General features: G+C 72.0%; 9 protein-coding genes. 1 reads left to right on the top strand and 8 read right to left on the bottom strand.

What is annotated here, in order from left to right; genetic code table 11:
• Positions 1–311: 311 nt before the first annotated feature.
• Both WMF44_RS16420 and WMF44_RS16415 read right to left on the bottom strand, forming a co-directional pair.
• Positions 312–2,084, bottom strand: a complete 1,773-nt coding sequence (locus WMF44_RS16420; RefSeq protein WP_437300050.1) for an FAD-binding protein — start codon at positions 2,082–2,084, stop codon at positions 312–314.
• Between the two features lie 226 nt (positions 2,085–2,310).
• Positions 2,311–3,141, bottom strand: coding sequence for an NADPH-dependent oxidoreductase (locus WMF44_RS16415; RefSeq protein WP_437300049.1), 831 nt, complete (start codon positions 3,139–3,141; stop codon positions 2,311–2,313).
• Positions 3,142–3,367: 226 nt separating this feature from the next.
• Between WMF44_RS16415 and WMF44_RS16410 the strand changes: the two genes are divergently transcribed.
• Positions 3,368–4,144 (top strand): alpha/beta hydrolase, encoded by a 777-nt coding sequence (locus WMF44_RS16410; RefSeq protein ID WP_437300048.1) that lies wholly within the window; start codon positions 3,368–3,370, stop codon positions 4,142–4,144.
• 237 nt (positions 4,145–4,381) lie between these two features.
• Here the strand turns inward: WMF44_RS16410 and WMF44_RS16405 are convergent, their stop codons facing one another.
• The 6 genes from WMF44_RS16405 to WMF44_RS16380 all read right to left on the bottom strand — a co-directional run bounded on the left by WMF44_RS16405 (position 4,382) and on the right by WMF44_RS16380 (position 12,289).
• Positions 4,382–6,028, bottom strand: a complete 1,647-nt coding sequence (locus WMF44_RS16405) for a mechanosensitive ion channel family protein (protein ID WP_437300047.1) — start codon at positions 6,026–6,028, stop codon at positions 4,382–4,384.
• 164 nt (positions 6,029–6,192) lie between these two features.
• Complete coding sequence (aroA, locus tag WMF44_RS16400; RefSeq protein WP_437300046.1) at positions 6,193–7,494, bottom strand: 3-phosphoshikimate 1-carboxyvinyltransferase; 1,302 nt, start codon at positions 7,492–7,494, stop codon at positions 6,193–6,195.
• A 123-nt stretch (positions 7,495–7,617) separates the two neighbouring features.
• Positions 7,618–9,027 carry a glycosyl hydrolase family 8 gene (locus tag WMF44_RS16395; RefSeq protein WP_437300045.1) on the bottom strand — a complete coding sequence of 470 codons (1,410 nt, stop codon included), beginning with the start codon at positions 9,025–9,027 and terminating at the stop codon, positions 7,618–7,620.
• Positions 9,028–9,274: 247 nt separating this feature from the next.
• Positions 9,275–10,189 (bottom strand): isoaspartyl peptidase/L-asparaginase, encoded by a 915-nt coding sequence (locus WMF44_RS16390; RefSeq protein ID WP_437300044.1) that lies wholly within the window; start codon positions 10,187–10,189, stop codon positions 9,275–9,277.
• A 53-nt stretch (positions 10,190–10,242) separates the two neighbouring features.
• Positions 10,243–10,803, bottom strand: a complete 561-nt coding sequence (locus WMF44_RS16385) for a hypothetical protein (RefSeq protein ID WP_437300043.1) — start codon at positions 10,801–10,803, stop codon at positions 10,243–10,245.
• A 985-nt stretch (positions 10,804–11,788) separates the two neighbouring features.
• Positions 11,789–12,289, bottom strand: coding sequence for a hypothetical protein (locus tag WMF44_RS16380; RefSeq protein ID WP_437300042.1), 501 nt, complete (start codon positions 12,287–12,289; stop codon positions 11,789–11,791).
• Between the last annotated feature and the right edge of the window lie 268 nt (positions 12,290–12,557).

Below are 12,557 nucleotides of genomic sequence, written 5' to 3'. Positions count from 1 at the left end.
AATTTACCGCCACGCACCTGAGGACAACGGGCCCGACTGGCCCGAGCCCCTTCAGGGCAGCAGGTGCTCGCGCTCGAACGGTTCGCCGCGAGACCTGTTGTGGCGGGGATGGGGGCTCCTGCCGTGAAAGCACGCGGAGGCGCTCGCGGCGCCTCTAGAGCGACAAACGGGTTGAAACCACGAGAAAAAGCAGGAATTTCACAGGGAGGCGGGGAGGCGGGGAGCGAGAGACGGCAAGAGGGAGAGAATCATTTTTTTCTTCCTCCCCGCCTCCCTGTGAAAATTCTCCGGGTTTCAACGTGATCGTTGTTCTAGGTCTGCCGAGCGACCGTGAGGACGCGGAATGTCTGGTCGGCGGCGGCGCCCGGCTTGCGCCGGGAACCCCACTCCACCGCGGCCCGGTAGCTCCCGAGCAGCCCGGACGCCTCGAGGCGTCCCTCGTCCACGGCGACCGGCCGCTCCGCTTCCGGGGCCACGTAGAGCGCGTCTACAGGGCAGTAGGCCTCGCACATGAAGCACGTCTGGCAGTCGCCCTGCCGGGCGATGACCGGCGCGCCGCCCGGGACGCGGTCGAACACGTCGGTGGGGCAGACCTCGACGCAGAGATCGCACCCGATGCACCGGGCATCGCTGACGAGCTCGATCATGGCGCCTGCGCCTCCGCCGCGGCCGCGCCGCGAGGCCTGCCGCACCTCCCGCCACAGCCCATCGAGCCTGTCGAGCGAGGCCGCGAGCCCCCGCGCGGTGCGGAAGAGGTTCTTGTCGTACGGGAACACCTCGTCTTGCACCGACCGGATCACCCCCTCCGCGTCGAGCGGCCTCGTCCCGCCCGCCGCCGGGAGCGCGGCGCGGCCGGCCCCCTCGACGACCCGCCGGCCGGCGCGCGGGCCGACGCTGCGCGCGAACAGGGCGGCTCCCTCGCCGGCCCACTGGCCCGAGGAGATGGCCCAGGCAGCGTTGTGGCTGCCGCCGCCCGTGAATCCGCCGCAGATGAGCTCTCGCGTCGCGGCGTCGCCAGCGGCGTAGAGCCCCGGCGCCGATGTGGCGCAGCCGTGGCTGGTGATGCGGATCCCGCCCGTGCCGCGCACGGTGCCCTCGAACCGCATCGTGACGGGGAACCGCTGCCGGAAGGGGTTGATGCCGGCGCGATCGAAGCGAAGGAAGAAGTTCGGCTGGGCCGTGCGCATCCACGCCTGGAGCGCCTCGTCGGCCTTGTCGAGCTGGACGTAGACCGGCTGCGTGAGGAGGGTCTCCGCGATCACGGACCGGCCGCGCTGCGAGCCGGCCCCCTCGATGACGCGCCCGTCCTCGTAATAGAACGTCGCCCAGTTGTAGAAGAGGGTCTTCGTCACCGACGCGAAGGCCGGGGCGATCGCGTAGGCGTTGGAGAACTCCATCCCTGACATGTCGGCGCCCGCCTCGGCGGCCATCAGCCCTCCGTCGCCGGTGAGGACGTTGGTGCCGAGCGCCTTGCTCAGGAACGCGCAGCCGCCGGTGGCGATGACCACGGCCCCGGCCCTCACCACCCACCTGTGCCCGAGCTGCCGGCAGATGCCGGACGCCCCGGCGACCACGCCGCTCGCGTCGACGAGGAGCTCGATCGCGGGGCTGTGATCGAGGATGCGGACGCCCGCGAGCTTCACCCGCTTGCGCATGAGGCGCATGTACTCCGGGCCTTGCAGGCTGCGGCGGACGGGCTGCCCGCTGTCGTCGACAGGAAACGGATAACCCCAGGTCGCGAGGTCGTTCACGCTGGCCCACGTCCTGTCGAGCACGCGGTCCATCCAGCCCCGGTCCGCGAGGAAGCCGCCCAGCCCCTCTCGGCTGGCCTTGGCCGCCTCGCGCATCTCGGGGACCGGGGGCACGTACCACACGCCGACCCCCGAGGGCGCCGTGGCGCCGCTGCTGCCGCAATACCCCTTGTCCGCGAGCACGACGCGCGCGCCCTTCGCCGCCGCGGCGAGCGCGGCCCAGGTCCCGGCGGGCCCGCCGCCCAGCACCAGGACGTCGGCCTCCAGCGCCAGCGTGTCGCTCCCGTCGAGGACGCGTCCGACCTCGCCCTCAGGCTCCAGTTCCTCGCTCATGATGGGAAGGCTCCCTTGTTCAGGCCAGCTGCCTTGTCCGCCCCACTTCACTTCACTTCGCTTCGCTGTGATTGCGATTGCAGCCGACATGCCATGGCCCGTTTCCCCGCGTCGATCCGGCGGGCGGCGCCCTCGTTGCTGAAGAGGCACCAGGGGCTGCTGCCCAGGTGCTGCTCCGGGCGCACCTCCGCGGCACCTCGAGCGCGCCAGGGCGGCCCGGGCCCGGCTACTGAAGCCGGAACCCCATCGCCAGCAGCGCCGCGCGCAGCCGGTCGCGCCCGCGCAGCGCCTGGGCCGACTCGACGCGCGCGGCCGAGTGGCGGCTCCAGCTCCCCTGCACGCCCATGCGCTCCTTCGCGTAGAAGCGGTCCATGAGCTGGTCGTAGGCCTCGATCGCGCCGACGGATCGCTCGAACGCGCCGTACTGCTCGTTGTGCAGGACGACCTCCCGCGGGAGCCGCGGCTTGATGTTCGCGGGGACGCTCGGATCGGGCCAGCCCACACACAGGCCGAACGTCGCGAACACCTGGGGCGGCAGGCCGAGCTCGGCCGCGACCGCTTCGGGGTGGTTCCGCAGCGCGCCGATATACACCGTGCCGAGGCCGAGCGACTCGGCCGCGACGAGCGCGTTCTGGGCCGCGAGCGCCGCGTCGACCACCGCCATGACGAACATCTCGAGGTAATCGAGCCCCTCGTGCCCCACGCCGCGGTGGCTCGCGACGTCGCCGAGCCGCCGCAGATCGGCGAGCCAGACCAGGAACAGCCCGCACTCGCGGACATGCGCCTGGCCGCCGGCGAGCTCCGAGAGGCGCCGCCGCCGCTCGACGTCCTGCACCGAGAGCACGCTCCAGAGCTGCAGGTTCGAGGAGCTCGGCGCCGACTGCGCCGCGGCCACGAGCAGCTCGAGCGTGCCCTCCGGGAGCGGCTTCTGCGCGTACCGGCGCACCGATCGATGGCCGAGCAGCGACTCGATCACCGGGTTCCACTGCTCGAAGCGGGGCGCCGCCCCATCGCTTCCGTATCGCTCGCCAAGGTGCTCGAGGGCGCGGTTGCTCATCGGATCTGCTCCTTCCAGACTCATCCAATAAAACGGATGAGTATTCCGCAAAAACGGACATGTCAACAGCGCGCGCACAGCTGCGCTCCGGGTGTGGCGAAAAAGCGGAAGGTGACGAGCTCCGCTGCCTCGTTTTCGGTGCATGCGGGCCTGATTTCCGCGGCCCGATCGCGCTCAGGGCGGTTGTTCGCCGGCGATGGCCCGGTCCTGGCACTGCGCCACGATCATGAAATATTCCGTTGTAGCCATAGCCGGGGTTGGCCTCGCCGTGCTCACGACGGGGTGTGGCAAGGAGGAGCGTGCGCTCGCGGAGGAGCGCTCGGCGCAGCCGGCGGTGGTCGACGTCGACAGGCGCGCTGTCGATCCGCCGCCCGTGGCGACCGAGCTGGCGGTGCCCGGCGATCTGCCGGCGTTCGTCGTCACCGGGCCGGGCGGCGCGTGTCCGCGGATGGTCTTCCTGCACGGCATGTGCGGGCACGGGCTCGGCTACGTGCAGGCCATGCCGAGGGCTGCGCGGGAGCACGGCGGGGTGCTCGGGCTCCAGGGCAACGTCCCGTGCGGAGCCGACGGCGTGTTCAGCAGGTACTCGCCCGACCCCGAGGAGCAGGACGGTCGCATCCGGGCCGCCCTCGCGGCGTGCGGCGGCGAGGCGGAGGACCTCGTGCTCATCGGCACGTCACAGGGGGCGTACATCGGGGAGCGGCTCGCGGAGCGCTGGCCGGAGCGGTACGCGCGGCTCGTGCTGATCGGCGCGCCCACGACGCCCTCGGCGGCGCGGCTCCGGGGCATCCGGGGCGCGGTGATGATCAGCGGCGAGCTCGACGCGAAGCACCGCATGAAGGAGGGCGCGAGCGGCCTCGTGGCGGCGAAGATCCCCGCGATTTACCGGGAGATGCCCGGCGCGCACCACGGCGAGATGCCGGACGCCGAGCGGGTGATGGACGAGGCGCTCGACTGGCTCGACGCGAACGCGCTGCCGCCGCGCCGCCCGGCGCTGCCATGAGCGCCGCGCTGCCCCCCGGGCGATCTGCTCGGCGAGCTCGACCAGCTCTTCCTCGACGCCTACGCCGCGCGCCGGGAGGCCGTGCTCGCCAGCATCGAGCCGCGCTCCTCGACGAGGCGAGCGCGGCCGGCGGCGTCGCGCCCGAGGCGCTGGCCGCGTTCACGCGCGCGCAGACCGAGGACGTCCTGCGCAACGCCGAGGACGCGGCGCGCGGGGCCCGGGCGGCGCGCCGCCGGCTCACGCCGACGTGATCCCCCCCGTCGCGCCCGCGGCGCCCCGCGGCTCGCCCTCTCCCCCGAGCGCCACGCGCGCCCGCGGGAGGTACCGCCCGCCCTCCAGCGACGTCAGCCACTTGACGAGCCCCTCGCGCACCACGCAGCGCAGGTCCCAGAGCTTGCCGGCCTCGGAGGCCGAGACCAGCGCCCGGAGCGCGATCGTCTGCGCCGTCGCGTCGACCACGACGAGGCCTGCGACCTTCCCGTCCCAGTTCGCGTCGGCGGCGCACAGCCGCGCGACCTCCGCGCGCATCTCGTCGACCGGAACCGTGTAGTCGGCGTGGACGAAGACCGTGCCGAGCAGATCCGGCGACACCTTCGTCCAGTTCTGGAACGGCTTCTCGAGGAAGTAGGTGATCGGCACGACGAGCCGGCGCAGATCCCAGACCTTCACGACAACGAACGTCAGCGTGATCTCCTCGATCCAGCCCCACTCCCCCTCGACGATCACGGTGTCGCCGATGCGGATCGGCTGCGAAAAAGAGAGCTGCAGGCCGGCGAGCAGCGTGGCGATCGACTTCTGCGCCGCGAAGCCGACGACCACGCCGGCGATGCCGGCGGAGGCGAGCAGCGAGACCCCGACCTTCCGGACCACGTCGAACTGGAGGAGCATCAGCGCGACGGCCACCACGCCCACGAGCACGTTGGCGATGCGCCGCAACATGGCGACGCGGGTCTTGCTGCCCCGGACGAGCGCCATGTCCGCGGCGCTCGCGGTCAGGCGCTCGGTCACCGTGTCGCCGGCGAAGCGCACGATGCACGTCGTGAGCCACGCCGCGGCGGCGATGAGGAGGGTCTGGAGGAGCGTGTCGACGACCTCCTGCGCCGGGGCGGCCAGGCGCAGCGGCCTGACGAGGCCGCTCGCGAGCGCCAGCGTCAAGAGCGCGCGCAGCGGCGTCCGGATCCCGTCGAGGAGACGGTCGTCCCATTGCACCTCCGTCCGCCGCACGAGCCTGCCGACGGCGACGGAGACGAGGCGGCCGAGCAGCAGGCCGCCGAGCGACGACGCGGCGATCGCCGTCACGAGGCCGAGCCACTGCCAGGCGGCGAGCCCCAGGAAGCGCACCCGGGAGAGCACCGCCGGCAGCCGCTCGGCGATCGGCCCCGGACCGAACGCCTCGTGGAGCTCGGGCACGGCCGCGACCGTCGATCGCGAGACGAGCCAGATCGGCGCGCCGCCCGGGCCGGCCGCGCGGCTCATGACGATCGGGATCGCGGTGTCCCCGAGCGGGATGCGCCCGACCTCGTCGCGGCCGGGCCCGTCGGCCGGGGCGCCCTCGGGCTCGTCCGAGAGCTCCTCCCACACGTTCCAGAGCCGCTGATCGAGCACGAACGTGAGCTGCGCGGCGAGCTCGGGCCCGCGCTCCGCCTGCGCGGCGCGCGGGATGGCGGACAGGTCGAGCGCGTACGCCGCGACGTCGTGGCGCCCCTCGCGCGCGGCGTCGACGAGCAGCCGCAGGGCGCGCCGGGGCGTCGAGCGGTCCGCATCCGCAGGCGCCGGCGGCAGGCCGTCCTGCGGCCCCGCGGCGGCGCGCGTCGAGATCATGAGCAAGGCGACCAGCAGCGCGAGCAGCGCCGCCATCGCGATCCCCGTTCGGGTTCGCTTCACTTCGTCAATCTCCGGGATCTGGTACCGAGCGCGCGGCGGCGGGACACGCGCGCGTCCCGCGCCGAACCGGCCGGGATGCTTCGCGCAGATTGCTTTGAAGTCAAACAAACTCGAGCGCGCCGCCGACCGCGGTCACCCCGGCGGCGCGCCGCCGCCGACCGCGGTCACCCTGGCGGCGCGCCGCCGCCGACCGCGCTCCGGCACCGCTCGACGTCTTCCCAGAACGTCGGATACGTCTTCGCCACGCAGGCGGGGTTCTCGATCGTCACCCCGGGCCGGCACAGCCCCAGGATCGCGAAGCTCATCGCCATGCGGTGGTCGCTGTAGCTGTGCACGAGCGCGGGCGTCAGCGGGCGCGGCTCGATGCGCAGCCAGTCGTCGCCGTGCGTCACCTCCTGCCCGAGGCGGCGGAGCTCGGCGACCGTCGCCGCGAGGCGGTCCGTCTCCTTGATCCGGATGTTCGCCACGTTCCGGATCGTCGTCGGCCCCTCGAGGAGCGGAGCGATCGCGGCCAGCGTCATCACGGTGTCCGAGATGTGGTGCATGTCGACGTCGATGCCGCGCAGGCGCCCGTCGCTGCGCACCGTGGTGGCATCGGCCTGCCGGCTCACGCGCGCGCCCGCCTGCTCCAGGAGCTCGACGAACCGGTAGTCCCCCTGCAACGCCCCCTCGGCAAGCCCTGGCACGGTGATGGAGCCGCCCGCGGCCGCGGCGAGCGCGAACGGATAGCTCGCGGACGACGCGTCGGGCTCGATCGGGTACGCCCGCGGGCGGTACCCCGCGGCGGGATGGACCGTGAACCCGCCCGCGGCCTCGTCGATGCGACCGCCGAAATCCGCGACCATGCGCCGCGTGATCTCGACATAGGGGCGACTGACCAGCTCGCCGGCCACGCGCAGGTCGATGGCGGACTCGGCGAAGGGGCCGGCCATCATCACGGCCGAGAAGTACTGGCTGGAGCGATCGCCGCGCATCGTCAGCGTGCCGCCCTTCAGCCGGCCGCCCCGGATCCGGAGCGGCGGGCACCCGGTCGCGCACTCCACGTCCGCCCCGAGCTGCCTCAGCCCGTCGACGAGATCGGCGATTGGGCGCTTCGCCATGTGCTCGTCGCCGACGAGCACCACCTCGCCGGGCACGAGGCACGCGAGCGCCGCCAGGAAGCGCACCGTGGTGCCGCTGTTCCCGATGAACAGCTCGCGCTCCGGCGCGCGCAGCCGGTGCCGCCCGCCCTTCACCACCAGCGTCGTCGGCCCGGCGTCCTCGATCCCGATCCCCAGCGCTTCCAGGGCGGACCGCATGTGCCGCGTGTCGTCGCTATGGAGCACCCCCTCCAGCGTGCTCTCACCGTCGGCGAGCGCAGCCAGCACGAGCGCGCGGTTCGTGATGCTCTTCGAGCCAGGGACCCGCCAGCTCAGATCCGGCGGTGAGGACAGCGGGGTGATGGGCAGAGGACCGGCAGGGATCATGAGGGCGGCGGACTATAGCGGCGCGCTTCTTCGTGCGCCACGGGCTCATCGCGTCGCGCGACGGAGCCCGGATCACACGAATCTTCGCGCCGCCGCGCCGCCGCGCCGCCGCGCCGCCGCGCCTCACTGCGGCGCGTACGCCTTGAACTCGCCGCTCGCGTGCAGCAGCGCCATGAAATACAGCATGCCGTCGTAGTAACGGTACTGCCCGCTCGGGGGAGCGAGGTCCCAGAGCGCCTGGACGAAATCGGCGGACCGCGGGTCTTTGGCCGCCAGGCTGGCGACGGCGTTCATCGCGACGAGCCCCGAGGAGTGGTCGGCGCTCAGCGCCTCGCCGTCGAGGGTGAACTGGTTCCCGTACTCCGCTCCTTGCGCCTCGAAGAACGCCTGGATCCGATCGCTGAGCTCCTGCTGGCGCTCATCCTTGGCCCACCACGCCCAGTCGACGGACCAGTTCATCGCGGTGCGCCACGCGTCGAAGCGGAAGTCCACGGACTCGGGCTTCCAGGACGCCGCCTTGGGCGTGCCGTCGAAATTCGCGTAATCGGGCGTGAGCCCCGTCTCCGGGTGGGCCGCGAGGTGGAAATAGCCGCGGCTCACCTCGGCCGCCTCGCTCCAGAAGGCGCGGTCCGCCTCCGGACCGTACTTGGCCCAGATCTCGTAGAAGGCCGGCAGGTGATAGGACGGATCGGTGTGGTCCCCGTTGGTCTCGAAGTTCCCCGTGTCCGGCGTGAAGCGGATCTGGTGGTTCTCGGTGTTGAAGAGCGTCGACCCGGTCGTCGTGCGCGTCTCGCCGTTCCCGAAGGACTCCCCGGTGATCTCCGGTCGGTTCTTCATCAGGTCGAGCAAGCGATCCGCCTCCGCCCGGTAATTGTAGATGCCCTCGCCATTGCCCCAGCGCCCCGACGCGAAATAGAGCGCCGTCGCGAAGTACTCCTCGCCGTCCGGCGCCGGCATCTCGTCGAGCGGGGTGCCGTCGAAGCTCATCTGCCACGAGAAATACCCGTACGCCGGGTGCGTCTCGTCGGCGTGGAACATGTAGGTCTTCGCCCAGTTCCAGAGCGCGTTGAACTCCGCCTGATGGTCTGTCTGGACGGCGATCATCATGCCGTAGCTCATGCCCTCCGAGCGCACGTCCTCGCTCGCGATGTCGCGGATCTGCGCGAGCGGGCCGTTGTCGTTCTCCTCTTGCTCGAAATAGACGGCCTCTTCGGCCGGATCCCCCTTGAAGAGATGGTCCCAGGCGGCCGCGATCTTGGCATTCACCTCGTCCTGCGTGCGCCCGTTCTCGACGAAGAGGTTGCGGTACTCGCCCGTATCGACAGCCCCGCTCCCGCCAGGCGTCGACGCGCCGCCCCCACCGTCGCCGCCCCCGCTCCCGCCTCCGCCATCGGCAGAGCCGCCGGTCCCCCCTGCCCCGCCCGTGCCCGAAGACACGCTCCCTGCACCGCCGGAGCCACCGTCGTCATCGCCGCACGCGACGGCCGCCAAGAGCAGACCCACCGAGAGAAACCGCAGCGAATTCCGATTCATAAGATAGACCTCCTGGTGACGAAGCCCAGCGTGATCCCCGTGGATCGGGCACCGTTCAGGCCGCCTCGCCGTGCAGGACACGCCATGATCCGACGCGCGCAACAGCGCCGCGGCTTGGTTGCGAACACCCCAGCTCAGGACGAACGCGGTTTGACAGTGAGGCTCACGACCGCGTACGCGAGAGCGCCCGGGGCGTCACGCGATGAACAGTGACCATGGAATAATTGTGGTTCTCTGTAAAGCGAATTCACACACCGCTTTCCTCGCCCCAATCGCCGACCGCCGCCCACGACATTGTCGCGGTCGATCGCGCCAGCCCGAACCGCCCAGCCCGATCGAGCGCGATGACGCCCCCGGTGATGTCGAGGCGCTCCGCCAGGTGCGCGATGATCCCGCTCGCCGCGTCGACCGCGCTGGTGCCCGCGCGCATCCGCTCCACGGCCGAGTGCGCCACGACGAGCCGGATCATCCCCTCGCCGTGGCCGGTCGTCGACACGGCCCCGGCCTCGTCGTCAGCGTACGTCCCTGCCCCGATGAGGGGCGAGTCCCCCACCCGCCCGACCCGCTTGTTGACCGTGCCGCCCGTGCTCGTCGCCGCGGCGGTGAGCCCGCCCTCGTCGAGCGCCACCGCGCCGACCGTGTTGCCCGCCCAGGACGTCGCGCGGATGCCTTGCTGGGCCGCCGCGAGCGCCTCCCGGGCCGCCTCCGTGACGAGCGCCGCCTCGCCCACGGGCGTGAACCCCTTCATCCGCGCGAACCGCGCGGCGCCGTGCGCGGCGTACAGCACGTGCCGGCCGTCCTCCAGCGCCGCGCGCGCGATCGCGATCGGCTCGGCGAACTCCGAGAGCGCGCAGACCGCGCCGGCCCTGAGCCCGCGGCCCTCCATGATCGACGCGTCGAGCTCGACGTGGCCCTCCTCGTTGAGGCACGCGCCCGTGCCCGCGTTGAAGAGCGGATCGTCCTCGAGGACGCGCACCGCGCGCTCGACCGCGTCGAGCGCGCTCCCTCCCGCGGAGAGCACGCGCGCTCCCTCGCGCGCCGCGCGGAGGCACCCCGCCGCATGCAGCGGCCGCCGCTCCGGAGCGACGTTGCCCGCGCCGCCGTGGACCAGGACGGTGCGCCGCCCGCCGCGCCCGCCCAGAGAATGGATGACGTGCTTCACGACCGTGGAACCCTACCGCGGCGCGCGCCCGGAGGTCCACGCCCAGCCGACGCTCACTCGGGCGGGAGCGCGCTCCGCTTGGCCTTGAGATCGTAGGTCATGCCGCACGGCAGCGCCGCGACCACCGGCGCGACGCTGAGCTCTCCGGCGACGAGGTCCTCGCACCGCGACCCCGCCGTGGGCACGAACTCGAAGGACATCGTCGCCTTGAACCCCGCGACGTCATCCCCTCTGCCGCCGAGCTGCCCGAGCGCCCGGTCGCGGCGCTCGACGGAGCACGGCGGCCCCGGCGGCGCGTCGCCCGCGCGCATGTCCACCACCACGCGCCCGTCGATCGAGAAGCTCACCTCGTCGTCGTCGATGACGCCTGCGATCACGCTGGCGCCGTTGTTCCAGTACAGGGCGCCGTCGCCGCGCGCGAGCGCGACGTCGAACTCCCACAGGCGCTTCGCGCCGAGCGCCCCCTCCCCGCACGTGTTCGCCGTCTGTGTCCCCACCACGTGGAACGCGCCGAGCGCGGTCCCCCGCTCCGGCGCCTCCTGATCCCCGAAGGCGTCGGCGCACGCTGGAAGCAGGGGCAACGCCGGCAGCAGCGCGAGCAGCAGCATCCGCATCGAGCCCGCGTACCAGACGGGCACGGCGCAGGACAAAAAAGCGCTCGCGGGCAATGGAAATAAAAACGGGTCGGGTGCTTCGTTCGCACCCGACCCGTCCCGTGGGCCTCTACCGGAGGCCTTCTGGACCCCGCTTGATCCCGCCTGTGCGGCGCCCCCCCTGTCCCATCGCGACGAGCGTTCAGCCCCGGAGCGCCGGTGAGAATCGTTGCCGGAAGACCTGAGTCTTCCTCGATTCCCTCTCTGCCGGCCTCGCGGAGGTCGCGATGGCAGTCAACAGGTTATCGAGCGCCGGACCTGGCCGAGCGCGGTAGCGTTTTGCAAGGCCCCGATGACCCTGCGTCCACGCTCCACGAGGGTCAGCCGTTCCCAGCCTCCGGTATAGAAGAGCCACTGGTACTGTGCATGGTGTCCATCCCTCCTCCGGCTTGCCGGCACCCCGCGCCGGATCGAAAGAGATCGTCCGGCATGGCAAGGGTGTTCGATTGCGGATCAGCGGAGAGCCCGCCGATCTGGTGTCGACCCCAGCACCGTGGTGCTCCACGGCAGGACCATCCTGGAGCTGATGCTCCGTCCGAGGCCGAGGACCAGCGTATCACCGCTGTTCAGGCGAGCAAGGGGCTCACGCACCGAAACATCGAAAGCGATTCTCTTCCATTCCATCCATGTCCACCCACGGTCCATGTCGACCCACGGTCCGCATCGTCCCACCGCTCCCACCGCGTCTCGCAGCGCAGCCGGGCAGGCGTCGAACGTCGAGCGTCGCCGCACGCCGCACGTCGCACGTCGCACGCGGCCAGGCAGGCGTCACCGGAGGGAGCAGCCAGGCAGGGCGAGGCGCAAAGCGCGTCTCCAGGGCGAGGCACAGAGCGCTCCAGCGAGACGACGTGCCGGACGCAAACGCGCAGCTGCGGAACAGGTCCGGTGGAACGAGGGCGAGGACATCGCGCGGCGGGCCGGCGCGCCGTGACCGGCCCCGCGCGCGTCAGACGTGTGCGAACCAGCTCGCCTCCTCGCCCTCCGGCAGCGCCGTGGCGAGGACCGCGAGCATCGCGTCGATCTCTTCCTTCGTGTGGACCCCGCTGCGCAGGATGGCCGCCGGGCCGTCGCCCCCGGGCACCACGACCGACTCCACGGCGAGCGCGGTGTTGACCCCGTAGCCGTAGGACGCCAGCGTCACGACCGCGGTGGCTTCGCGGTCGTCGAGCAGCCGGCGGATCGTCAGCGTGCGGCGCACGCGCTCGCTGTCCTCGGCCCACGACGCGAGCCACGCGCGCGCCGCCTCGTCGATGCCGACGAGCACGAGCTGCGCGGGAGGCAGCGCGTCAGGATCGGCCGCGGCGACGGCGGCGCGGTGGAAGCCCCGCACCTCCCGGCACCAGAGCGGCGGCGCACCGTCGACCCGCACGAGAAAGCCGTAGGGGCCTCGGGCCCCCTCTCGCTCCGAGCCCCCCGAAGAAGAGGAAGAGAAACTGTCGTTCGACACGAAGGGAGACGATACACGAGCTCTGCTCGGCGGAGGAAGCCCGCTCAATTGCGCAGCATGTCGAGCCGACACGGCTCCGCCCCGGTCACACCTGTCACACGCACGCCACCTGGGTACGCCCGCCGATGCCCATGGCGGCCACAACGAGAGCGCCACACTCCTGGGATTTCGGCTAAGGTGGCGCCGCCTCCCCCGTGGAGCCCGTCCGGGACGGGGTGCGTCCTGCACCTACGGCGTCGCCCCGGCCGACGGGCTCCAGCCCGCAGCG

This window comes from Sorangium sp. So ce426, from assembly GCF_051475585.1.
Classification (GTDB): domain Bacteria; phylum Myxococcota_A; class Polyangia; order Polyangiales; family Polyangiaceae; genus Sorangium; species Sorangium cellulosum_B.
This window is presented reverse-complemented; position numbering and strand designations above follow the sequence as displayed.

Bases quoted from the DNA above. Each gene is read 5' to 3' on its own strand.
- aroA (WP_437300046.1), bottom strand. From the start codon at position 7,494: ATGATCCCTGCCGGTCCTCTGCCCATCACCCCGCTGTCCTCACCGCCG.
- WMF44_RS16420 (WP_437300050.1), bottom strand. From the start codon at position 2,084: ATGAGCGAGGAACTGGAGCCTGAGGGCGAGGTCGGACGCGTCCTCGAC.
- WMF44_RS16415 (WP_437300049.1), bottom strand. From the start codon at position 3,141: ATGAGCAACCGCGCCCTCGAGCACCTTGGCGAGCGATACGGAAGCGAT.
- WMF44_RS16410 (WP_437300048.1), top strand. From the start codon at position 3,368: ATGAAATATTCCGTTGTAGCCATAGCCGGGGTTGGCCTCGCCGTGCTC.
- WMF44_RS16385 (WP_437300043.1), bottom strand. From the start codon at position 10,803: ATGCGGATGCTGCTGCTCGCGCTGCTGCCGGCGTTGCCCCTGCTTCCA.
- WMF44_RS16395 (WP_437300045.1), bottom strand. From the start codon at position 9,027: ATGAATCGGAATTCGCTGCGGTTTCTCTCGGTGGGTCTGCTCTTGGCG.